The 22,157-nt window shown below is 59.4% G+C and carries 18 protein-coding genes; 8 read left to right on the forward strand and 10 right to left on the reverse strand.

The window, feature by feature from the left end:
* Nucleotides 1-62: 62 nt before the first annotated feature.
* The gene (gene ilvA, locus B7L72_RS08630) at nt 63-1,577 is read right to left on the reverse strand and encodes a threonine ammonia-lyase, biosynthetic (RefSeq protein WP_081193779.1); all 1,515 of its coding nucleotides are present in this window, start codon (nt 1,575-1,577) and stop codon (nt 63-65) included.
* Nucleotides 1,578-1,734: 157 nt separating this feature from the next.
* On the opposite strand from ilvA, the gene rpiA reads away from it, so the two are divergent.
* Nucleotides 1,735-2,409, forward strand: a complete 675-nt coding sequence (rpiA, locus tag B7L72_RS08635; RefSeq protein WP_016915627.1) for a ribose-5-phosphate isomerase RpiA — start codon at nt 1,735-1,737, stop codon at nt 2,407-2,409.
* A 30-nt stretch (nt 2,410-2,439) separates the two neighbouring features.
* Here rpiA and waaA read toward each other — a convergent pair whose 3' ends face one another.
* Genes waaA through B7L72_RS08650 form a run of 3 tightly spaced genes read right to left on the reverse strand, consistent with a single transcriptional unit; the run spans nt 2,440 to nt 6,258 of the window.
* Nucleotides 2,440-3,741: a lipid IV(A) 3-deoxy-D-manno-octulosonic acid transferase gene (waaA, locus tag B7L72_RS08640; RefSeq protein ID WP_081193781.1), complete on the reverse strand. Its 1,302-nt coding sequence runs from the start codon at nt 3,739-3,741 to the stop codon at nt 2,440-2,442.
* A complete protein-coding gene (gene hldE / locus B7L72_RS08645; RefSeq protein WP_081193783.1) occupies nt 3,741-5,171 on the reverse strand; it encodes a bifunctional D-glycero-beta-D-manno-heptose-7-phosphate kinase/D-glycero-beta-D-manno-heptose 1-phosphate adenylyltransferase HldE in 1,431 nt (476 codons plus the stop codon). The genes waaA and hldE overlap by 1 nt, the downstream gene beginning before the upstream one ends.
* A complete protein-coding gene (locus B7L72_RS08650; RefSeq protein WP_081193785.1) occupies nt 5,161-6,258 on the reverse strand; it encodes a glycosyltransferase family 9 protein in 1,098 nt (365 codons plus the stop codon). Before B7L72_RS08650 ends, hldE begins: the two co-directional genes overlap by 11 nt.
* Here B7L72_RS08650 and B7L72_RS08655 point away from each other — a divergent pair.
* Nucleotides 6,257-6,991: a 3-deoxy-D-manno-octulosonic acid kinase gene (locus B7L72_RS08655; RefSeq protein WP_081193787.1), complete on the forward strand. Its 735-nt coding sequence runs from the start codon at nt 6,257-6,259 to the stop codon at nt 6,989-6,991. The two genes, B7L72_RS08650 and B7L72_RS08655, sit on opposite strands and share 2 nt — an antisense overlap.
* On the opposite strand, the gene B7L72_RS08660 is transcribed toward B7L72_RS08655, so the two are convergent.
* Nucleotides 6,976-8,049, reverse strand: coding sequence for a glycosyltransferase family 4 protein (locus B7L72_RS08660; RefSeq protein WP_176212860.1), 1,074 nt, complete (start codon nt 8,047-8,049; stop codon nt 6,976-6,978). The two genes, B7L72_RS08655 and B7L72_RS08660, sit on opposite strands and share 16 nt — an antisense overlap.
* 85 nt (nt 8,050-8,134) lie before the next feature.
* On the opposite strand from B7L72_RS08660, the gene B7L72_RS08665 reads away from it, so the two are divergent.
* On the forward strand, nt 8,135-9,196 hold the full coding sequence (locus B7L72_RS08665) for a glycosyltransferase family 9 protein (protein ID WP_081193789.1): 1,062 nt from the start codon (nt 8,135-8,137) through the stop codon (nt 9,194-9,196).
* On the opposite strand, the gene B7L72_RS08670 is transcribed toward B7L72_RS08665, so the two are convergent.
* Nucleotides 9,158-9,919 carry a glycosyltransferase family 2 protein gene (locus B7L72_RS08670; RefSeq protein ID WP_039179131.1) on the reverse strand — a complete coding sequence of 254 codons (762 nt, stop codon included), beginning with the start codon at nt 9,917-9,919 and terminating at the stop codon, nt 9,158-9,160. The two genes, B7L72_RS08665 and B7L72_RS08670, sit on opposite strands and share 39 nt — an antisense overlap.
* A 167-nt stretch (nt 9,920-10,086) precedes the next feature.
* Between B7L72_RS08670 and B7L72_RS08675 the strand changes: the two genes are divergently transcribed.
* Entirely contained in the window at nt 10,087-11,739 is a 1,653-nt protein-coding gene (locus tag B7L72_RS08675) for a sulfatase-like hydrolase/transferase (RefSeq protein WP_081193791.1), read from the forward strand.
* 19 nt (nt 11,740-11,758) lie between these two features.
* Here B7L72_RS08675 and waaF read toward each other — a convergent pair whose 3' ends face one another.
* Together waaF and rfaD are read right to left on the reverse strand one after the other, a co-directional pair.
* Entirely contained in the window at nt 11,759-12,778 is a 1,020-nt protein-coding gene (waaF, locus tag B7L72_RS08680) for a lipopolysaccharide heptosyltransferase II (protein ID WP_081193795.1), read from the reverse strand.
* Nucleotides 12,771-13,727 carry an ADP-glyceromanno-heptose 6-epimerase gene (rfaD, locus tag B7L72_RS08685; protein ID WP_016915616.1) on the reverse strand — a complete coding sequence of 319 codons (957 nt, stop codon included), beginning with the start codon at nt 13,725-13,727 and terminating at the stop codon, nt 12,771-12,773. The genes waaF and rfaD overlap by 8 nt, the downstream gene beginning before the upstream one ends.
* A gap of 109 nt (nt 13,728-13,836) precedes the next feature.
* Here rfaD and glyQ point away from each other — a divergent pair, with 109 nt between their 5' ends.
* From glyQ to gmhB, 4 genes are all read left to right on the forward strand, one after another.
* Complete coding sequence (gene glyQ, locus B7L72_RS08690; protein WP_026001915.1) at nt 13,837-14,796, forward strand: glycine--tRNA ligase subunit alpha; 960 nt, start codon at nt 13,837-13,839, stop codon at nt 14,794-14,796.
* Complete coding sequence (glyS, locus tag B7L72_RS08695; RefSeq protein WP_081193797.1) at nt 14,796-16,862, forward strand: glycine--tRNA ligase subunit beta; 2,067 nt, start codon at nt 14,796-14,798, stop codon at nt 16,860-16,862. The genes glyQ and glyS overlap by 1 nt, the downstream gene beginning before the upstream one ends.
* A 176-nt stretch (nt 16,863-17,038) precedes the next feature.
* Entirely contained in the window at nt 17,039-17,836 is a 798-nt protein-coding gene (locus B7L72_RS08700) for an RIO1 family regulatory kinase/ATPase (RefSeq protein ID WP_081193799.1), read from the forward strand.
* A gap of 28 nt (nt 17,837-17,864) precedes the next feature.
* Nucleotides 17,865-18,437, forward strand: a complete 573-nt coding sequence (gene gmhB / locus B7L72_RS08705; RefSeq protein WP_081193801.1) for a D-glycero-beta-D-manno-heptose 1,7-bisphosphate 7-phosphatase — start codon at nt 17,865-17,867, stop codon at nt 18,435-18,437.
* Between the two features lie 153 nt (nt 18,438-18,590).
* Here gmhB and gyrB read toward each other — a convergent pair whose 3' ends face one another.
* Together gyrB and recF are read right to left on the reverse strand one after the other, a co-directional pair.
* The gene (gene gyrB / locus B7L72_RS08710) at nt 18,591-21,011 is read right to left on the reverse strand and encodes a DNA topoisomerase (ATP-hydrolyzing) subunit B (protein ID WP_081193803.1); all 2,421 of its coding nucleotides are present in this window, start codon (nt 21,009-21,011) and stop codon (nt 18,591-18,593) included.
* 39 nt (nt 21,012-21,050) lie between these two features.
* Nucleotides 21,051-22,154, reverse strand: a complete 1,104-nt coding sequence (gene recF, locus B7L72_RS08715) for a DNA replication/repair protein RecF (protein WP_081193805.1) — start codon at nt 22,152-22,154, stop codon at nt 21,051-21,053.
* Between the last annotated feature and the right edge of the window lie 3 nt (nt 22,155-22,157).

Genomic DNA, 22,157 nt, shown 5'->3' on the forward strand with positions numbered 1-22,157 from the left:
TTTAGCTTTTTGAATCTGTTCAGCGGCACTTGGCTGCCTAGTTAGCAAACACTTACATCCAATTACGCCATGAACAGCCGATAGGCCGGGTTGTCGCTCTCCTGCCAGTAACGGTAACCAATGGCGTCCAGGTACTCGGTCACGTGGGTGCGATCCTCATTGGGTACCTGCATGCCCACCAGCACACGACCATAAGCAGCCCCGTGGTTGCGATAGTGGAACAGTGAAATATTCCAATCATGGGGCAATTGGGTGAGGAAGTTCATCAAGGCGCCAGGACGTTCCGGAAATTCGAAACGGTAAAGCTCCTCCTCGAAGTGCTCCCGGGGCCGACCGCCGCTGAGATGGCGAATGTGCAGCTTCGCCAGTTCGTTATCGGTCAAGTCTTCGACCTGATACCCGCCTTCGCGCAGCTTGTCGATCACCGCCAGGCGGTCTTCGCCACCTGGCTTGACCTGCACGCCCACAAAGATATGAGCTTCGTTATCATCGGCATAACGATAGCTGAATTCGGTCACCATACGTTTGCCCAGCGTTCGGCAGAACTTCTTGAAGCTGCCAGGCTTTTCAGCAATGGTGACGGCCAGGATGGCTTCGCGCTGCTCGCCCAGCTCCGTCCGTTCGGCAATATGCTGCAAGCGGTCAAAGTTGGTGTTGGCTCCCGAATTGATGCACAACAGGGTTTCCCCCTCGGCACCGGTCTGCTGCACGTATTTCTTCAGGCCGGCCAACGACAGCGCTCCAGACGTTTCCGCCACGGCACGGGTATCCTCAAAAATGTCCTTGACCGCCGCGCACATCTCATCGGTGTTCACGGTAATGACATCGTCGATCAGGTCACGCACCAGAGAGAAAGGCACGTCGCCAATTTGCGCCACGGCCACGCCTTCTGCAAACACGCCCACCTGATCCAGCACAACGCGCTCCCCGGCCTCCAGAGCCGCTTTCAAGCAAGCGCTATCCTCGGCCTCGACGCCAATGATCTTGATATCAGGACGCAGGTATTTCACGTAGGCCGCCACCCCGGCAATCAGCCCACCACCGCCTACCGGGATGAAAATCGCATCCAGCCGCCCGCTGTGCTGGCGCAGAATCTCGACCCCGATGGTGCCCTGGCCCGCCACGACGTCGATATCGTCAAACGGCGGAATATAGGTGTAGCCATGCTCCTTGATCAGCTCCTGCGCATGCTCGGCGGCGGCGGCAAAAGCGTCGCCCTTCAGCACCACTTTTGCCCCCCGCGCACGTACCGCCTGCACTTTGATATCCGGCGTGATGCGAGGCATCACGATGACGGCCTTCACGCCCATCAGTTTGGCCGCCATGGCCAAGCCCTGTGCATGGTTGCCCGCCGAGGCAGCAATCACCCCCTTGGCTTTCTGTTCTTCCGTGAGCTGGGCCATCTTGTTGTAGGCCCCACGGATCTTGAACGAAAACACCGGCTGCAAGTCTTCGCGTTTGATCAAAATCTGGTTGTTGAAACGACGCGACAAAAAGGGAGCGGGGGAAATAGGCGTCTCGCAGGCCGCTTCGTAGACACGGGCCTGGAGAATCTTTTTGACGGTTGCTTCGAGCATGCTGATATCCCGGAAAAATGGCGTGACCCTGGCGGGTGCGAACAAAACCTCTATTGGTAGCAGATGACAACCGCCAACGTCTAGCGGCGTTGCCATCGGCAGCGGGCGTTCAGGCCGTTATACTAAGCACGACTGCCCACCCTGATTGGACTCCATCATGACACAAGACGAACTAAAAGCCGCTGTCGCCGATGCCGCGCTCGATGAAATCGAGCCATATCTCGAAAAAAGCACCGTGCTGGGCATTGGCACCGGCTCCACCGCCAACCTGTTCATTGATCGTTTGGGCGCGTTACGCGACCGCTTCAAAGGGGCCGTGGCCAGCTCTGAGGCCAGTGCAGAGCGCTTGAAAGCACAGGGTATCGAGGTCTTCGAGCTCAATCACGTTGGCAACGTCCCCTTTTACATCGATGGTGCCGACGAAGTGAATGCTCACTTGCATATGATCAAAGGCGGGGGTGCCGCACTGACGCGTGAAAAGATCGTCGCCGCCTGCGCCGAGCGCTTCATCTGTATTGCCGATGGCTCGAAATACGTCGCCCAGCTCGGCAACTTTCCCCTGCCGGTAGAAGTGATTCCCATGGCGCGCTCTTATGTGGCCCGCGAGCTGGTCAAACTCGGTGCCGACCCCGTTTACCGTCAGGGCGTCATCACCGACAACGGCAACCAGATCATCGACTGCTTCAACTTCATGATCGACGACCCGGTAGCCATGGAAGCACGAATCAATGGCATCGTCGGCGTGGTGACCAACGGCCTATTTGCTGCACGCGGTGCCGATGTCTTGCTGCTGGGTAAAGCGGATGGCGTAGAGCGCACGGCCTTACGCTGAGCACTCGCCAAAGCCAGGCACTGGCCAGGACTAATCCCGGGCCAAGGCCAGGCACCGGCCAAGCCCATCCAACGTGCGCCAAAGCGCCCCACGCTGAGCTTTGATGGCCGCTTGCCCAGCCAGCCCGCGCTGCCTGGCACACTCAGGGTTGGTGATGTGTTCTACCAGAACGCTCGCCAGCGCATCTGGCGTGTCAACCATCGTCAGTGCCTTGGCCGCCAAGAGCGGCTCGGCAACATCGCTGAAGTTTTCCAGTGACGGACCGCACAGCACGGGCTTACCCAGCGCAGCAGGCTCCAACACGTTGTGCCCGCCCAGTGGCACCAGACTCCCCCCCACATAGGCGACGCTGCCCGCAGCGTACAGCGTCGCCAGCTCGCCCAGCGTATCCCCCAGGTAGACCTGGGTGGCGGGCGTGACGGGCTGTTGCTGGCTTCGACGACTCACCTTGAACCCTGCACGCTCACACTGGGCCGCCACTTCATCAAAGCGCTGTGGATGCCTGGGCACCAGCACTAACAGCGCCGCGGGGAAGCGCGTGAGCAATTGACGATGGGCAGCCAGCAGCAGCGCTTCTTCCCCGTCTCGGGTAGAGCCAGCGACCCACACGGGACGCTGACCCCACGCATTAAGTAAGTACTCACTCTCTTCCAATAGCCTTTCAGGAAAGGCTTGTTCGAACTTCAGCGACCCCACCACGGTGGTCGATTCAGCCGCACAGCCCAGCGCGTGAAAACGCTCGGCGTCCTCTGGCGACTTGGCAGCCAGCCACGTCACGTTGGCCAAGGCCCCCTGCATCAGCGAGCGCAAACGCTGGTAGCGGCCAAACGCGCGGGGCGATAGTCGGCCGTTCACTACGGCAACGGGCACCGCCTGCCGATGGCAGGCGTGAAGCAGGTTCGGCCACAGCTCGGTTTCAAACAGGATGGCAAGGTCCGGCTGTACGCGAGCCACAAAACGCCTGGCCGCGCCGGGAAAATCCAACGGCAAAAAACGGTGGGCAAGGCGCGTCTGGTCGGCAGTCTCCTGTTCTGCTATCAACGCCTGTGCCTGTCTGGCGCCGGTAGCCGTCATGGTGGTCAGCAGCAGGCTGTGGCGAGGAAAGCGCGCCAGCAGCCCTTCGATCAGCGGGCGTGCGGCGCGCACTTCCCCCACGGAAGCACAGTGCAGCCAAAGTCGCGGCGCGGGCGGGAGTGGTTCAAGGCGCAGTCCCAGCCGCTGGAGTCGTGAGTACGTGGGGACTTGCTCACGCCAGATGCGCCAGCCAATCAAGGGCGCCAGCCCATACAACGCTGCCGAATAGGCCAGCCGTGGCCAGCGGGGGGTGGTCATCAACTTTCGCGATCCAGAATCGAGCTGATCATTGCCGTGGTGGAAACACCATCCTCGAAGCCCAGCACCTTGACTTCGCCCCCGTTGGCAATCACGGCGCTGCCGCCAGCAATGTCTTCGGGGCGGTAGTCGCCGCCTTTGACCAGAATATCCGGCAATACTTGCTCGATCAGGGCGGCAGGCGTGTCGTCACTGAACGGCACCACCCAATCCACCGCGCCGAGCCCCGCCAGCACCTGCATCCGTCGGTTCAACGGGTTGATGGGGCGCTTCGGCCCTTTCAACCGGCCAATGGACGCATCATCGTTCACCGCCACGACCAGCCGGTCACCCAGGCGCTTGGCCTGTTCCAGGTAGGCCACATGGCCTGCGTGGAGAATATCGAAGCAGCCATTGGTCATCACCACCCGCTCACCGCGCAGCTGCGCAGCGCGAACGGCATCGATCAGAGGCGCTGGCTCGATCACGCCGAACTCGGCCAGCTTGTCGCCATGCAGCGCGGTGTAAAGCTCGGCAATGGAGAGCGTGGCGGTACCCGGCTTGGCCACCACCAGGCCCGCGCCCAAGTTGGCCAGCATCATGGCTTCCGGCAGCGCATGGTTAGCGGCCAGGGCCAGGCCCATCAGGCCAATCACGGTATCGCCGGCCCCCGTGACATCGAACACTTCCTGGGCACGGGTGGGCAGGTGCAGCGGTGCATGGCCTTCACGGATCAGCGTCATGCCCTTCTCGCTACGGGTAATCAGCAGCGCTTCCAGTGCCAGCTCGGCACGCAGCGCTTCGCCACGCTCGGCCAGGATAGCGTCGGTGGCGCAGGGGCCTGCCACGGCCTCGAACTCGGCCAGGTTAGGAGTGATCAGGCTGGCTCCCCGGTACTTGGTGAAATCCTGACCCTTGGGGTCGATCAGTACCCGCTTGCCGTGCTGGCGAGCCATCTCGATCAGCCGCTCGACCTGATTCAACGTGCCCTTGCCGTAATCCGACAGGATCACCACGTCGCATTCGGGCAGCGCCTGTTCCACTTGCGCCAGCAGGGCGCTGGTGTCCACGCTATCGAGGCGCTGCTCGAAATCCAGGCGCAGCAGCTGCTGGTTACGGCTCATCACACGCAGCTTGGTAATCGTTGGGACATCAGGGCTGCGCTGGAAGTAAGTGCTTACATTGGCTGCCGCCAGGCGCTTGGTGAGCAGCTCGGCATTGTCATCCTCTCCCACCAGGCCCGCCAGCGCGGCGTGCCCACCCAATGACGCCACGTTGAGCGCCACATTGGCCGCGCCGCCGGGGCGGTCATCGGCATCTTCCACGCGTACCACGGGCACCGGGGCTTCCGGTGAGATACGCGAGGTGCCGCCATGCCAGTAGCGGTCGAGCATGACATCCCCGACCACCAGTACGCGGGCATGTTCCAGGGCGGTTAGATCAACTTTCATCCGAGAGTCCTGTTGTGGTGTGCGCTGCGCTATGCGCCAGCAGCGCATCTAACTTGGCAATGACGTCGTCCGCCTTGATCAGGTCCATGGCATCGGCATGCCGCACCCGCTGCCCCCAGCTCACTTCATCCACCGATTTATGCAGATAGGTGCGTACCGCATCGGGGTACGCATTGACGGCAAAATCGCGCCACAGATAGGGCGCAGCCCGCTGAGGGTTGGTGGTGGCATAGAGGCCAAGCGTCGGCGTGCCCATGGCGTTACCCATATGCGCAGGGCCCGTATCCGGGGCAATCACCGCGCGAGCGTTTTCGATCAGCGCCAGCACGCCCTTCAGCGAGGTGCCGCCGATGGCATTGATGACGCTCCCCGGCTGGCAGAGCGCCTCGATATGGTCGCCCATTTCACGCTCCAGGGGGCTGCCGCCCCCCGTGAGCACGCTCTTGAGACCATGCTGTACCCAGGCGTGTTCAATCACGCTGGCATACCCTTCCACGGACCAGTTGCGAAAATTGCGCAAGCGCGCATTGCTACAGGGGTTGATCACCAAATAAGGCGTGTCGCCACTGATTGCCCGGGCTTCCTCGTAGGCAACGGCAGGCACCGCGAGATTCCACTCTAAACGCTCGTCTTCGACGCCCAGCACTCGCGCAAAATCCATGAAAGATTCCAGCACGTGAGCGTTCGAGTGCGGTGCTATCTGATGCTGGGTGAACCAATGTTGGGCGTCTTTGGCGCGCGCTTTGTCGTAACCTACCCGCACATTGGCTTTTAAACCGAGCGACAGTAAGCTTGCGCGAATTGCCTGCTGCATATGCAGCAACACATCAAAACGTGTACCGGCAAGCTGGCGCCACAGCGCACGCATACCCGCAATCCCGGTGGACTTGTCGTAAACAACAAACTCGACCCCGGAAAGCCCGGCCAGTAGACTGTGCTCCCCCTTACCGATAATCCAGGTAATGCGCGCGTCGGGCCATTGGCGCTGCAACGCTCGCACCGTGGGCACGAGATTGCACACGTCTCCCAACGCGGAGAGGCGCAAAATGGCAATATGGTTTGGTTGAGCAGGCAGAGAGGGCTTCATGCGCTTAGCGGCACTCCAGCAGAAAAATGGGCTGATTTTACATGATGCAGACAGTTTAAGTGACGCCTGCGCATCACACCAACTGTCCTCCCCTACTCACCCACTGAGCACAGCGCTGTTCGAGGCAGATTACTGGCAATCGCGAGGCCTGGTAGTCGGCGAAGCACCCGGCCGTGGCAGCAGCCTGTTCCTGCAAGCACGCGACCATGAGCAGTGGGTGCTGCGCCCTTACCAGCGCGGCGGGCTCATCGCCAAGGTCAGCAAGCAGCGCTATGTCTGGCTGGGGGCAGAGCGCACACGAGCGTTTCGTGAAGTGCGCTTGACCGCCGCGCTGTATGAGCAAGGGCTTCCCGTGCCTCGCCCAGTGGCCTGCTGCGTCACTCGGTTCGGTTTGACCTATGAGGCGGCCCTGCTGACCGTACGCATCCCGGGCGCCCGAGCGCTCGCCTCCTTACTGAGCGCCGAAGAGGCAGACGAGGCGCTGTTGATGCGCGTAGGCGCCATGATCAAGCGGTTTCACCAGGCAGGGCTCGATCATGTGGATCTCAACGCCCGTAATATTCTGGTGGATGAGGCTGGCAAACCCTGGCTAATCGATCTCGACCGCTGCCGACTGCGCCCGCCGGGCAAATGGCAAGCGGGCAACTTGCAGCGGCTGGAGCGGTCTGTGGTGAAGTTTGCCAGTGCACGCCCGCACACTCACATCGTGGCGGGCTATCACTCGGGCAGTTGATATTCGCGCAGCAGTTTTTTCGCGTGCACATCGAGCGCCATATGCGCGACCACCCATCGACGCGCCTCTTCACCCAGCACCCGCCTGGTCTCCGGCGCATCGATCAGTTCTTTCAGGGCAACGGACCACTCTTCAGCCGATAGCGGGTCGGCCAGGCGACCTCTTTGCTGGTCTATCAATTCAGGGATAGCACCGCTATTAGCCCCCACGACAGCACATTGGGCAGCCATGGCCTCGATGACGGTCAGCCCAAAGGCTTCATTACGCGAAGGGATACACGCGATATCGATGGCCTGGAGCAGCGCGGGTAAGTCTTGGCGAAATCCGAGAAAGTGGACGCGCTCTTGCAAACCAAGCGCTGCGACCTTTTGCTTGATCGCCGCCACAAATGATTCGTCAGCCCCTTCATCGGCAGTGACACCGCCAATGATCAAGCCATACCACAACGCTTGGCGATCCAACGATGCCAATGCTTCCAGCCACACCTCATGTCCTTTGCCGGGCGTCAGACGTCCTGGCAGTGCAATCAAACATCCGTCCTCAGGAAGGCCGAGCGCTGATTTGGCGTGCACCGCCCCTTGGTAGGCATCCACGTTCACGCCCAGCCCAAGGCAGTGAAGGCGCGCCTCCGGGACGGGCAATGCCTGCTTGTTGCGTCGATAGGTCGCCTGACTGATCGAAAAGACTCTGGTTACCCGCGAATAGGCCAAACGGTGATAGACACCTTTCTTGGGGCGCGTCACTCCCATATGCTCGGTAAAAAACAGCTTTAAGCGAGGGCGAAAGAGGCTGAGCAGTGCCGCAACACGCAGGTCACTCGACTTATGGCAGTGCACGATATCGATACAGTGTCGGTCTATATAACCCAGCAACGCGGGTAGTGAAAGGAGTGCTCGGGCGGTACTCGGCACCGTGAACACGCTTGCTCCTGCGCCCTCCATACTGCTGGCGACACGCGACCCGGCGATGGCAAGGCCATGATTCACCACTCCCAGGCGCTGCAATTCAGGCATAATACGCGACGGGTACATCTCCAGTCCGCCCCACCCTTTGGACATACAGACCTGCATAATATGGTGAGCCACTAAGTACCTCTCTGCCATGACGTTGACACGGTTGACCATTATCACCCAAGGAGCCTTCATGAATCATCCCCAGACTGCGCAACCTCGTATTTTAGTGGTCCGCAATGACAAGATTGGAGATTTCATGCTGGCCTGGCCCGCCCTGGCCTGCTTGAAACAGGCAACACCTGAACCCCACGTCACTGTGCTGGTGCCTGCCTATACCGCCCCCTTGGCCAACGCGTGCCCATGGGTAGATGAGGTCATTATCGACCCCGGTAGCCAGGCCGATAAAGCGGCGCAGCAGGCGCTATTGTTTCACGTGAAACAATCGAAATTCGATGCCCTGCTAACGCTGTTCTCGACACCGCGCATTGGTTGGCTAGGCATGAAAGCAGGCATTCCGCTGCGCGTTGCCCCAGCGACCAAGTGGGCGCAGGTGTTCTATAACGTACGGGTACGCCAACGCCGCTCGCAGTCAGCAAAACCGGAGTACCAGTACAACGTCGATCTGGCCTGTGAGCTGCTGGCACGCCTTTCGCTGAAACTCTCTACCCTGCCTTCACCACCCTTCTGGCCGCTGGATGACGCACTGCGCCATGCACAGCGCCAAGCGTTGATAAACGATACGTCAGAGCGCGTGGTGGTCGTTCATCCTGGCAGTGGCGGCTCGGCGGTGAATCTATCGGTGGCACAGTACGCCGAGTTGATCACTCACGTTCACCAGCAGTGCCAGCACTTGCCACTACGCTGGCTGATCAGCGCTGGCCCCAGTGAGCAGCCTCAGGCACAAGAGTTGAGGGAGCAGCTAGCCAAACAGGGTGTTGAAGCAGACCACTTCCCCGACACCGCAGGTGTCGACGCCTTTGCCTTACAGCTTGGCGGAGCAGACATGCTGATTGCCGGCTCGACCGGCCCGCTGCATATCGCAGGCTGCCTGGACATCGCCACAGCGGGCTTTTATCCCGCCAAGCGCTCTGCCACGCCGCTGCGATGGCAAACTTGCAACCGGGCGGAAAAGCGCCTGGCGTTCAGCCCGCCTTCAGGCGCTGACACACAGGACATGACTGCCATTGATCTCGACGCGGCAGCCCAACAGATCTCAGCGCTGCTTCTCGGCGGTTTGGGTACGCACCCATAGATCGGCGTACTTGGCGAACGTGGAATGCGCAGAGAGCAGCGCCAGCAACAGCCCCTGCTTGCCATCCTTGAACCCGGCTTTGAGCACGTACATCTTGAGAAAGCAGGCCAGACCATGGCGAATGCCTTGCCATAGCGTGGCCGTTTTGCCTTGAGCCGCCCGCTGTTCTGCCCAGGCCTGGGCATAGTGGGCGGATTTCTCCAGATAGTGGCGCAGATCGCGGTAGGTGTAGTGAAGCAGGTCGCCGGATAACGGCTTTTCGGCAAGGCCTGCGTCGACGACCAGCTTCTCGTGCACCAACGCGGCGTTATACCCTGCCTGACCTTTCGGGTAGAGACGCAGCACTCGGTCTGGGTACCAGCCCGAGTGGCGAATGAAACGGCCAAAACACCAGGAGAGCCGACTCACGCTATAGGCAGCAGGCGGCTGCTGAACGGCGGCCTGAATGCTGTCACGCAATTCAGGGGTCACGCGCTCATCGGCGTCGACCATCAAAATCCAGTCACTGCTTACCAGGGCTTCTGCTCGCTGGCGCTGAATGCCAAACCCCTGCCAGTCGGCATTCACATGGACCTTATCCGTGAACGCGCGGGCAATCTCGCAGGTAGCATCCTGGCTGCCCGCATCCAGCACGACGATTTCATCGGCCCAAGTGAGCGTTTCCAGGCATTCACGCAAATGGTGGGCTTCGTTTTTGACGATCAACACAGCAGCAATAGTCACAGTTCACCTATCCCAGCGAATTTATATCAACGAATCTATAACAACGAGATGAGCGATCCATTCGCTCATGCTTCATGACCAGTTTCGTTGCATGCTACCACGACCATGAACGTCGAGATTTGGTAAGCTAACAGGCTCATTCAGCAAGCGACGAAAAGGGACATGGCATGCTCGCTTCCAAGTCACCCCCCCTGACTCCCTGGCTACCGCTGGTCGTGATTGGCGCGAGCCTGGGCTATGCCGTTACTGTCTTGACGCGCTTGCCCTGGTGGACGCTTTTCATCACCGCCACCGTGTGGATGCTGGTAGGCCTCAAGCTGCGCTGGGGTGCTCCCTTGAATGCCCGCTACCGCCCCGTCTGGCCATGGTCGCTGCTACCGCTGAGCCTGTTTGGCATTTACGTCTACCTGGTCGACAGCTTTGGCAGTGTGGACCTGGGCGCGGTATTTTTCCATCTGCAAGCGGGCATGGCCGACCATGGCGGTGGCGGCAAAATGGTCATGGCAGTGGTGTATACGCTGGTCGTGCTCGCCATGCTGATCTCCGTCATCTCTATCGCACGCCACGACCAGCGTTGGCGTCTGACCGAACGCTTTTTTGCCATTGCCTTGTTAGCCGGGAACCCGCTGCTGTATGGGCTGGGGCAACGCAGTGCCGCCATCGTGACCGATGACGGGGCCTGGCTGGATCGACGCTACGTTCAGCCACCGCTGGAAGACCAGCCCAATGCACCTAACTTGCTGCTCCTCTACCTGGAAAGCCTCGAGCGTACCTATCGTCACGACATATTCGGCAACGCCTACGATGACCTGGATGTGCTGGGTGAGCGTGGCATCGTCTTCGAAGGTGTGCAGCAAATGGACAACACCGGCTGGACCATGGCCGGGATGATCGCCAGCCAGTGCGGCGTTCCCCTGATGCCTGCTGGCCTGTTGCATGACAGCCAGTTCGAACCCCTTTCCCAGGTCGTGCCTGGCGTAGACTGCCTGGGCGATATTCTGGCGGGTCAAGGTTATCGGCTCAGCTATCTGGGGGGAGCCAGTACGCAGTTTGCGGGGAAAGGTCTCTTTTACCGAGGGCATCAGTTCGACACGGTCAAGGGCAAGGAGGATTTCATCACGGACATGGACGACCCCGAGTATCTCAATAGCTGGGGCCTCTATGACGATACCCTCTACGACTTCACCGTCGACGAAATACGTCGCTTGAACCGTGAAGACGATGGCCCCTGGGCAGTGGTCAACCTGAGCATCGCGGGCCATGCCCCCAGCGGCTTTCCCGCTCAGCGTTGCATTGACCGTCAAGGGGCCTTCGATGGCCAGGACATTCTTTACTCCGTGGAGTGTTCGGCCTGGCTGGCCCGCGATCTGATCGAACGGCTAGAAGCAGAAAACCTGCTGGAGAATACGCTGGTGGTGGTGCTCAGCGACCACCTGACCATGCGCGTGTCGGTATGGGACCAACTGACGGCGCTGGATCGCGACAATACCTTTATCATGCTAGGCGACAGGGTGGTGCCCCAGCGGATACGCCGCGAAGCCACCATGCTGGACGTGTTTCCCACCATACTGGACGCCATGGGATTACCGCTACACGAAGGCCGAGCAGGCCTTGGCACCTCCCTGTTGGGCCGCCGTCCTACCTTGGCGGAAAACCACGGGCTGAATACGCTCAATGCCCGTCTGCGCGAAGAAACAGCGCTTCAGCATCGCCTATGGGAAGGCCTCGCCCCCCAGCGCAGAGAGCCTGAGGAGAGCTCCTCGGCGCAGGTCATGGAGACCCCGGCCGATCAAGCCGAGGAAGTCGAGATCCTGCACTGACAGCGCCTTCGTCAGCCCCTCACGGCAGGTCGGCGCAGATCGACTGATAGACGCGCTCGACGGGCAAATCGTTGAGACAGTTGGTATGCCCCAGCGGGCACACTCGCGCGAAGCATGGCGAGCAGGAGAGCCCCAGGTAGTGAATGGACGCCTGTTCGGTGAGAGGCGGCGTATAGGCAGGAGACGACGAACCATATAGCGCCTGAATACGCACTCCAACCGCTGCCGCCACATGCATCAGGCCAGAGTCATTGGTGACCACCTGACGGCAGTCGGCCAACAGATCGACGGCGTCGGCCAGCTGGGTTTTCCCGCACAGGTTGTGTGCATGCGACAGCCCCTTCACGATCGCCTGCCCCGCCTCACGATCTTTTGCGCCACCCAGCACGCGCACCTCAAAGCCGTCTTTGACCAGTTTTGCCGCCAACTGATGAAAATAGGCCAATGGCCATTGCTTGGCCGGCCCATACTCAGCGCCTGGCATCATGCCGATTGCCGGGCGGGAGGAGAGCGCGAGGCTCAACCGCAGATTCACCAGGTTGTCACGGTCAATGGTGAGCCTGGGCTTGGGAATGGCAAACTGGCCAGTTTGCGCCTCTGAAGCGGGTAGTCCCAGCGAGACAAAGCGCTTGACGGTCTGATCCAGCACCTGTTTATCCAACTTGCGGCGCTCTTTCAGCAGCCCATAGCGATGCTCCCCCAGGAACCCTACTCGCTCAGGGATCCGTGCCATGAAAGGCACCAGCGCCGCCTTCCAGGAGCGTGGTAGTACAATGGCGCGGTCAAAACGGCCCCGCAGCCGAGCAGCCAGCTCCCGCCGACTCGCCAGGCCAAATTCACCATGGCCGACCTCCAGTGGCAATACCTCATCGACTTCGGGCATGCGCTCGAGAATCGGCTGCGACCAGGCCGGGGCCACCACGCCCAGCGTGGCCCCTGGGGTGCGCGCCTTCAAGGTCATGAACAGGCTTTGCGCCATGACCATATCGCCGACCCAGGAAGGGCCGACCACCAGCAGCCGCTTGGCAGAGTCAGCCATTCAGCCACTCCAGATAGGCCTTGACCCCCTGAGCCACCGTCTTGAACTCGACATCACATCCCGCTGCTCGCAGGTGGCCGATGTCCGCACGGGTATAGCTCTGGTAGCGCCCCTTCAGCTCCTGGGGGAACGGAATATAGTCGATTTCGCCCTGACCATAGAAATCGATCACCGCTTCACCAATCGCCTTGAAAGGTTCGGCACGGCCCGTACCCAGGTTGAAGATGCCCGACGCGCTGGGGTTGTCCAGGAACCAGAGGTTCACGTCGACCACATCGCCGACGTAGACAAAGTCGCGACTCTGCATGCCCGCCTCATAGCCGCCGTAGGCACCGAACAGTTTCAGCGTTTCGCCGTTACGGATCTGGAGATGGTTGTGGTACGCCACGCTAGCCATCTTGCCCTTGTGCTGCTCTCGAGGGCCGTAGACGTTGAAGTAGCGGAAACCTACCACTTGGGTAGTCAGCTCGTTCCAGCGCGAACGCACGTGCTGATCGAACAGCAGCTTGGAGTAGCCATAGACGTTGAGCGGTTTCTCGTGCTCAGGGGCTTCCTTGAACACGTCGCTGCCGCCGTAGGTGGCCGCTGACGAGGCGTACAGAAACGGAATGCCCAGCTTCTCGCAGTAGTTGAGCAGCACCTTGGAGTACTCGAAGTTGTTCTCCATCATGTAGTGGCCGTCCCACTCCGTGGTATCCGAGCAGGCACCCTCATGGAAAATCGCATCGATGGTCGGCAGGTCCACCGTTTCACCGCGCAGCGCGGCTTTCACCCGGGCAATGAAATCATCCTTGTCCAGGTAGTCGGCGAGCGTGCAGTCCGCCAGGTTGACGAATTTGGTGCCATCGCGCAGGTCGTCGACCACCATCACATCGTCACGGCCACGAGCATTTAGCGCTTTGACAATATTGGCGCCGATAAACCCGGCGCCGCCTGTTACCACGATCATCTCGTTCTCCTTATCAAAAGCGGCTGTTTTGCTAACGTGCCTATAACCCATCTGCCTGTAATTGTATACTTGACGGCTTATGAATTCATGGCCAACGGTGCTTTCCGCGATGAGTGTCTCGACAAACCAATCGACACCCGATGTGTCGACCTTTCAAGGCTTGATCCTTGCTCTGCAACAGTACTGGGCAGAACAGGGCTGTGTGATTCTCCAGCCCCTCGATATGGAAGTCGGCGCGGGCACCTTCCACCCCGCCACCTTCCTGCGGGCGATTGGCCCCGAAACCTGGAACGCTGCCTATGTGCAGCCTTCCCGCCGCCCCACCGACGGCCGCTACGGCGAAAATCCCAATCGCCTGCAGCACTACTACCAGTTTCAGGTGGTGATGAAGCCCTCCCCCAGCAATCTGCAGGACCTGTACCTGGGGTCACTGAAGCGCCTGGGCCTCGACCCGCTGGTTCACGACGTTCGCTTCGTGGAAGACAACTGGGAATCCCCCACGCTCGGGGCCTGGGGCCTGGGCTGGGAAGTATGGCTAAACGGCATGGAAGTCACCCAGTTCACCTACTTCCAGCAGGCGGGCGGCATCGAGTGCTACCCCGTCACCGGCGAGCTGACCTACGGCCTCGAGCGTATCGCCATGTACCTGCAAAACGTCGATAGCGTTTACGATCTGGTCTGGGCCATTGCGCCGGACGGCAGCAAGGTCAGCTACGGCGATGTTTACCTGCAAAACGAGCGGGAGCAGTCAGCCTACAACTTCGAGCACGCCGACGTCGACCAGCTCTTTGCTGCCTTCGACCATCAGGAAAAAGAGTGCAGCAAACTACTGGCCGCCAGCCTGCCGCTACCCGCCTACGAGCAAGTGCTCAAGGCGTCGCACACTTTCAACCTGCTGGATGCGCGCCACGCCATCTCGGTCACCGAACGTCAACGCTTCATCCTGCGTGTGCGGACCATGGCCCGTGACGTGGCGACCGCCTACTTCGAATCACGCAAAGCAGCAGGGTTCCCCATGGCGCCCGAGGCCCTGCGCCGCGAACTGCTAGCCGACCAAGGAGACGCATGATGGCCGTTGATACGCTTTTACTGGAACTGGGTGCCGAGGAGCTGCCGCCTACCGCCCTGGACGCGCTCTCTGATGCGTTTGCTGCGGGTATTGAAAAAGGTCTGCAGGAAGCAGAGGTTCCGTTTCACTCCGTCACTGCCTATGCAACACCGCGTCGTTTGGCCGTCCAGGTATCGGGATTGGCCGACAAGCAGCCGGATCGTGAAGTGGAGCGCCGTGGTCCCGCGCTGGCCGCCGCATTCAAGGATGGCGTGCCCACCAAGGCCGCCGAAGGCTTTGCGCGCTCCTGTGGCGTCAGCGTGGATGAGCTGATTCACCTGGAAACCGACAAAGGCACCTGGCTGGGCTTCCAGGAGCAGCAGCAAGGCGAGAGTGTCCAAGCACTACTGCCAGAGATGATTCGCAAGACGCTTCAGTCGCTGCCGGTGCCCAAGAACATGCGCTGGGGCGCGTCTCGTGTGGAGTTCTCCCGCCCGGTACACTGGTTGGTGGCCCTGTATGGCAAGGAAGTGATTGCCGCAGAAGCACTAGGCCTGCAGGCCAGCCGCACCACCTACGGTCATCGCTTCCACGCCCCGGATGCGATCCAGCTCGAACACGCCGACGATTATCTGGCAGTACTGGAAAACGCCTACGTGCTGGCCGACCGTCAGCAGCGCCGCGAGCGTATTCGTGAGCAGGTGCTGGCCGAGGCAGAAGTTCAGGAAGCCAATGCGGTCATCGATGAAGACCTGCTGGTCGAGGTCAGCGGTTTGGTCGAGTGGCCCGTGGCATTGACCGGCAGCTTCGATGAGCGCTTTTTGGACGTGCCCGCCGAGTGCCTGATCTCCTCCATGAAGGCCAACCAGAAATACTTCCACTTGCTGGATGACCACGGCAAGCTCAAGCCGCTGTTCATTACCATTTCCAACATCGAAAGCCAGGACCCTGACCAGGTCATTGCCGGCAATGAGAAGGTCATCCGTCCTCGCCTCGCGGATGCTGCGTTCTTCTACGATACCGACCGCAAAAAAACGCTGGCATCGCGCATTCCTCAGCTGGAAAGCGTCGTGTTTCAGCAGCAGCTCGGCACGCTGGCAGACAAGGCACGCCGCAGCACGGCCATTGCTACCTTCATCGCCGAGCGCATCCAGGGTGATGTTGCCCACGCTCAGCGTGCCGTGGCACTGGCCAAATGCGACCTGGTCACTGAGATGGTACTCGAGTTCCCCGAGCTGCAAGGCATCATGGGCCGCTACTACGCCGAGCAGGATGGCGAGCCTGCCGAAGTAGCCCAGGCACTGGAAGAACAGTACCTGCCGCGCTTTGCCAGCGACGCCATCCCCGCCCGTCTGACTGGCCAAGCACTGGCCCTGGCAGACCGCCTTGATACGCTGGTGGGCATCTTCGGCATCGGCCAGCGCCCCACGGGCGCCAAGGACCCCTTTGCCCTGCGCCGCGCGTCCATTGGTGTGCTGAATATCCTGGTAAAAGGCGAGCTGAACCTCGACTTGCGTGAACTGCTGCAGGTCGCCGTCGACCAGCACCAGCAACTGCCCAAAGCCGAAGGACTGGTAGAGGAAGTGCTGACCTACATGCTCGACCGCTTCCGCGCTTGGGGGCAGGACGAAGGCATTACCGCCGAGATGTACCTGGCCGTGCGTGCTCGTCCCGTCAGCAAGCCGCTGGATTTTGCGCGTCGGTTACGTGCCGTCAAAGCCTTTGCCCAGCGTGAGGAAGCCACCGCTCTGGCGGCTGCCAACAAGCGTGTCTCCAATATCCTGAGTAAGCAGGCGCACGATGGCAGCACACAAGTCGATACCACACTGCTTCAGGAGAGCCCCGAGCAGACACTAGCGGAGGCCGTCATCCACTGTAAGCAGCAGGTAGCTCCGCTATTTGCCGCCGGTGAGTACCAGCAGGCTTTGGACACACTGGCAACGCTGCGTGAGCCGGTCGATACGTTCTTCGATCAGGTCATGGTCATGGCCGATGACGAGGCCGTGCGTCGCAACCGCCTTGCTCTACTCGCCAGCCTGCAGGCGCTTTTCCTCGAAGTCGCGGATATTTCTCAGCTACCCCAGTAAGCCTCTACTCGTAAGCGCATGCAACCCGGCCCTGGTGGCCGGGTTTTTTGTTGACTGTGTTCAACGAAGCTTTTGTTTCACGTGAAACATCAAGATAAAATTAATGAAACATTTCAATTGCCGCTGCGTCTGACATACTGGGCGGCCATGCACTTACGCTGTCAAGGGAGTTGGCCATGTACGATATGTTTCTTTTCGACACCTTGCCTCAGCAGCAGTCCAACATGGCATCCTATGAGCTGGCAGGGCGAAAGGTCTGGCTGAAAAAAGCCGCCAAACGTAACTCACGGCTGGCTTACCTGCCGCTGACCTTGATGGCGCGGTGGCTGAACATCGAAGCACTCAAGCCGGTGCCCAACCTGGGCGGCCAAGAGAGCGTGGCGCTGGAAGCCAGCCGTATTAAAGCGCTGTCTGCCGCAGGCATCGCCGTACCGACTATTCTGGCAGAAACCCCCGATGCCCTGTTGCTGGCCGATGTGGGCAGTGAGGATGAGCCCGCAGCCACGCTGCTGGAGAAATTGACCCAGGCGCAAACACCGGAAGAAATCGACCAACTGTTAAACCTCGGTATTTCAGCGCTCAATGATGTGCATGAGCGCAGCTGCTACCTTAGCGAGGCTTTTGCACGCAACATTCTGGTCAACAAGGATGGGGTCGTGTTCATCGATTTCGAAACGGACCCAGGCCAGGTACACGAACTCACCGACTGCATGGTGCGCGATTGGCACTGTTTCATCTTTTCTCTCTATGGCAAGCTGAGCAAACGACCACTTCATCGTGAACGCCTGACCGCAGCCCTGATGGACGGCCTGCAGGCCACCCGGGACGATGTACGCGAACGCTTTCTGGCGACCTTGCCGCGCCTGCAGCGTCTCCAGAAAATTCCTTTCCAACGCTTTGGCAGCGATGGTAAGAAAATTGCCCATACCCTGCATGCCTTGGCGCTACTGAATCAGCACCTACGCAGTAAATAGGACTTTCATGCCTTCGATGACTTCTCTGATGCCAGAACGGCTCGTGATTCTTGACCGGGATGGCGTCATCAATCACGACTCGGATGACTACATCAAGTCCCTGGCGGAGTGGGTGCCCTACCCTGCTTCCATTACGGCCATCGCGCGGCTTTCACAGGCCGGTTTTACGGTAGCCGTGGCCACCAACCAATCAGGCATTGCACGGGGCTATTACGATGAAACCACCCTGGCCGCCATGCACCATCACATGAGCACCTTGGTAGAAGCCGAAGGTGGCCAGATTGCGCACATCGCATATTGCCCCCATGGCCCGCAAGATGCCTGCACCTGCCGAAAACCGTTGCCCGGCCTACTGACGCAAATACAGCAGGCACTTGACCTGGATCACCTGGGAGGTAGCTGGATGGTAGGTGACAGCCTGCGAGATCTGCAGGCCGGAGAGGCGGTAGGTTGCCAAAGTGTACTGGTAAAGACAGGCAAAGGTGAGAGAACACTAGCCAAAAGTGTGGGCCTGGAACACACGCTGGTCGTCAATGACCTTGCTGAATTCGTTGACCAGTTGTTAGCCGGTGCACTGGATACTCACCCACGGCGTGGCTGAAGGTGAGTTAAGCGCCAAACCTGCACACTCCAGGCTCTTACAGCAGTCTCATACAAAAAAGCCGCAGAGGGCGATGCCCACTGCGGCTTTTCTTATTCAATGTTTCACGTGAAACATCTTTCATTAACGACCGCTAGCTGATGGAGTACAGCGCTATACGTCAAGATTCGCCACCAGAGCGTTGGTTTCGATAAAGTCACGGCGTGGCTCTACTTCATCGCCCATCAAGGTGTTGAACATCATATCGGCGGCAACGGCGTCTTCAATGGTCACGCGCAGCATGCGGCGACTATCGGGGTCCATGGTGGTTTCCCAGAGCTGATCCGGGTTCATTTCCCCCAGCCCTTTATAGCGCTGCACTGACAGGCCACGCTGGCCTTCCTGCATCAACCAGGACAACACATCAGAGAAGTGGCTAACCGGCTTCTGACGCTCGCCACGGGCAATGTAGGCGCCCTCTTCCAACAGCCCGTTAAGCGTTTGCCCAAGCCCTGCAATCGCGCGATAGTCAGCACTCTCGAAGAAATCCAACCCCCACACATAATCGGTCGTCACGCCATGAGCAATCAGTGACACTGCGGGAAGGTGCAGGCCACGCTCGGTGTCTTCCTGGAGATGGAACTGATAACGCGGGCCACCCTCATAAGCCACTTTGTCATCCATGGCTTTCTGAAGCTCACCAATCCAATTTTCCATGGTGATGCGATCTTTCAGGCTAGCTTCCCCTTGCAGTGCAGTGGCATGTACTGCCTGCTTCAATACCTCTATGGGGTAAACACGTGCCAGGCGATCAATCCGCTTCATGACATTGCGATACTGATTCACCAGGGCCTCGAGCTGCGAGCCTGCGATGCCCGGTGCATCGGCATTCACATGGAGCCCTGCGCCATCCAGTGCCGTCGTGGTCAGGTAGTCCACCATGGCCTGCTCGTCTTTCAGGTAGAGCTCCTGCTTGCCACGTTTGATCTTGTACAACGGTGGCTGCGCGATGAAGATATGGCCCCGCTCGATCAGCTCGGGCATCTGGCGGAAGAAGAACGTCAGCAGCAGCGTACGGATATGTGAACCGTCCACGTCGGCATCCGTCATGATGATGACCGAGTGATAGCGCAGCTTGTCGGGGTTGAACTCTTCGCGGCCGATACCGCATCCCAATGCCGTGATCAGCGTGCCTACCTCGGCGGAAGAGAGCATCTTGTCGAAGCGTGCCTTCTCGACGTTTAGAATCTTGCCCTTCAATGGCAGGATGGCCTGGGTACGACGGTCACGACCCTGCTTGGCACTGCCGCCGGCCGAGTCACCCTCCACCAGGTAAAGTTCTGACTGGCTGGGGTCTTTCTCCTGACAATCAGCCAGCTTGCCGGGCAAGCCAGCAATGTCCAGAGCCCCCTTACGACGCGTCATGTCACGAGCTTTTCGGGCGGCTTCACGGGCTCGCGCCGCGTCGATCATCTTGTTGACGATCGACTTGGCTTCATTGGGCTTTTCGATCAGGTAGTCTGCGAACAGACGCCCCATCTCCTGCTCTACCGCCGTTTTCACTTCGGAAGAAACCAGCTTGTCCTTCGTCTGCGAGGAGAACTTGGGATCCGGTACCTTCACCGAAATGATGGCCGTCAAACCTTCACGAGCATCATCACCGGAGGTATTGACCTTCGATTTCTTGAGCAGATTTTCAGCTTCGATGTAATGATTCAGCGTTCGCGTGAGGGCTGCCCGAAATCCTGCCAGGTGGGTGCCACCGTCTCGCTGGGGAATGTTGTTGGTGTAGCAGAAGATGTTTTCTGTAAACGCATCGCTCCACTGCATGGCCACTTCAACTTCCACTCCGTCTTCGCGCTCCGCATTGAAGTGGAAAACCGGGTTGAGAACGGTCTTGTTCTTGTTGAGGTGATCAACAAAGGCTTTCAAGCCGCCCTCGTAATGGAAAAGCTCCTCCTTGCCACTACGCTCATCCATCAGGCGAATTGCAACGCCGGAGTTCAGGAAGGAGAGTTCACGTAGCCGCTTGGCCAGAATATCGTAGTGAAACTCGATATTGGCGAACGTGGCAGGAGACGGACGAAAATGTACACGTGTACCGCTTTTTTCAGTTTTGCCCACCACACCAAGCGGAGCCTGCGGCACGCCGTGGTGATAGATCTGCTCGAATACTTCGCCTTGCCGCCAGATGGTGAGACGCAGCTCTTCTGAAAGCGCGTTAACCACCGAGACACCTACCCCGTGCAGCCCGCCAGACACCTTGTAGGAGTTGTCATCGAACTTGCCGCCTGCGTGCAGCACGGTCATGATGACCTCAGCTGCCGAAACGCCTTCGCCTTCATGCAGTTCAGTCGGAATACCGCGGCCGTTATCACTCACGGTGATCGACTCATCCGGGTGGATGACGACGCGAATTTCACTGCAGTGGCCTGCCAGAGCTTCATCGATGGAGTTATCCACCAGCTCGAAAACCATGTGGTGCAGCCCGGTGCCATCGTCGGTATCACCGATGTACATGCCCGGACGCTTGCGTACTGCGTCCAGTCCTTTGAGCACCTTGATGCTTGATGAATCGTAAGCCTGCTCGCTCATTGACCACTCCGTCGTGAAGTCTGTCTCGTTCCGTGTCGTTTAGCCATCCGTCTCCAATTGACTCCATCCAGCCGGGGAATGTTTCACGTGAAACATTTTTATGTCCGTACTGGCTTGCCAACTATTCCTTAGAGCCGTGGCTTCAACGCTGGTAATAAAAGCCTGACACTGCATTTCTTCCAGTAAATGGCAAAATTGATGGCGGTGCCTGTCATCCAGCTCCGCAGGTAAATCATCAATCAGATAGATACAGTGCCGCTGCGTGGTACTTTCCAGAAGCCGCCCTTGGGCTAGCTTCAGCGCACTGACGACCAACTTCTGCTGGCCTCTGGAAAGCACCTCAACGGCGGGCTGCTTGTTCAATCGAATACGCAGGTCTGCTCTCTGGGGGCCCTGCTGGGTAAACCCCATCTGCTGATCCGTCTCGCGGCTATCTCTCAGCACTTCCGCCAGAGAGCGTTGCTTATCCCACCCTCGGGCATAGCGAAGCGTCAGGCCAGGTAGTGGCAGCAATTTATGCAGCGTTTCTTCGAACATGGGCAAGAACTGGCTAAACCACTCAAGGCGAAGCCGATCCATCTCTTCGCCCCACTGTGCAAGCTCTTGCTCCCAAACAACCAGCTCACTGGCCACCATTCTACCACGCCTGAGAAGGGCATTCCGATGTTTCACTGCTCGGCGCGTTCTTCGCCAGGCATCCAGAAAATGATGTTTCACGTGAAACACACCCCAGTCGAGAAACTCTCTACGCCCGGCAGGAGAGCCCTCCAGCAACCTGAAGGCATCGGGATTGATGAGCTGTAGGGGCATCGCCTCCACGAGCTCGGCCAAGCGCACCCCCTTCTCCCCCCTCAAACGCAGCTCCAGCTCGCGCTGAGTGCGTAATCGCCTGACCCCTAGGGTAACCTCAGGGTCACCCGCCAAACGGCCATACAGGGTCATATATGGGGCTTCCGTCTGGATGGCATGCTTGAGCTGACGGGTTCGAAAGGAGCGCCCCATACCCAGCACATGAATACCTTCCAGAACGCTGGTCTTGCCACTGCCATTATCGCCGTGCAGCACATTGATGCGCGGCGATGGCTGCACGGTGGTGGGGGCCAGGTTACGCAGGCCGTGGAAAGTAAGCTCCTTGATACTCATGCG

Source organism: Halomonas sp. BC1 (genome assembly GCF_002078135.1).
GTDB lineage: Bacteria > Pseudomonadota > Gammaproteobacteria > Pseudomonadales > Halomonadaceae > Vreelandella > Vreelandella stevensii.

Excerpts from the sequence above, each read along its gene's own strand:
- ilvA (WP_081193779.1), bottom strand. The coding sequence starts at position 1,577 with ATGCTCGAAGCAACCGTCAAAAAGATTCTCCAGGCCCGTGTCTACGAA.
- waaA (WP_081193781.1), bottom strand. The coding sequence starts at position 3,741 with ATGACCACCCCCCGCTGGCCACGGCTGGCCTATTCGGCAGCGTTGTAT.
- B7L72_RS08655 (WP_081193787.1), top strand. The coding sequence starts at position 6,257 with ATGCGCTTAGCGGCACTCCAGCAGAAAAATGGGCTGATTTTACATGAT.
- rfaD (WP_016915616.1), bottom strand. The coding sequence starts at position 13,727 with ATGATCGTGGTAACAGGCGGCGCCGGGTTTATCGGCGCCAATATTGTC.
- B7L72_RS08665 (WP_081193789.1), top strand. The coding sequence starts at position 8,135 with ATGAATCATCCCCAGACTGCGCAACCTCGTATTTTAGTGGTCCGCAAT.
- B7L72_RS08660 (WP_176212860.1), bottom strand. The coding sequence starts at position 8,049 with ATGTCCAAAGGGTGGGGCGGACTGGAGATGTACCCGTCGCGTATTATG.
- glyQ (WP_026001915.1), top strand. The coding sequence starts at position 13,837 with ATGAGTGTCTCGACAAACCAATCGACACCCGATGTGTCGACCTTTCAA.
- glyS (WP_081193797.1), top strand. The coding sequence starts at position 14,796 with ATGGCCGTTGATACGCTTTTACTGGAACTGGGTGCCGAGGAGCTGCCG.
- waaF (WP_081193795.1), bottom strand. The coding sequence starts at position 12,778 with ATGGCTGACTCTGCCAAGCGGCTGCTGGTGGTCGGCCCTTCCTGGGTC.
- gyrB (WP_081193803.1), bottom strand. The coding sequence starts at position 21,011 with ATGAGCGAGCAGGCTTACGATTCATCAAGCATCAAGGTGCTCAAAGGA.
- B7L72_RS08675 (WP_081193791.1), top strand. The coding sequence starts at position 10,087 with ATGCTCGCTTCCAAGTCACCCCCCCTGACTCCCTGGCTACCGCTGGTC.
- recF (WP_081193805.1), bottom strand. The coding sequence starts at position 22,154 with ATGAGTATCAAGGAGCTTACTTTCCACGGCCTGCGTAACCTGGCCCCC.
- rpiA (WP_016915627.1), top strand. The coding sequence starts at position 1,735 with ATGACACAAGACGAACTAAAAGCCGCTGTCGCCGATGCCGCGCTCGAT.
- B7L72_RS08650 (WP_081193785.1), bottom strand. The coding sequence starts at position 6,258 with ATGAAGCCCTCTCTGCCTGCTCAACCAAACCATATTGCCATTTTGCGC.
- hldE (WP_081193783.1), bottom strand. The coding sequence starts at position 5,171 with ATGAAAGTTGATCTAACCGCCCTGGAACATGCCCGCGTACTGGTGGTC.
- gmhB (WP_081193801.1), top strand. The coding sequence starts at position 17,865 with ATGCCAGAACGGCTCGTGATTCTTGACCGGGATGGCGTCATCAATCAC.
- B7L72_RS08700 (WP_081193799.1), top strand. The coding sequence starts at position 17,039 with ATGTACGATATGTTTCTTTTCGACACCTTGCCTCAGCAGCAGTCCAAC.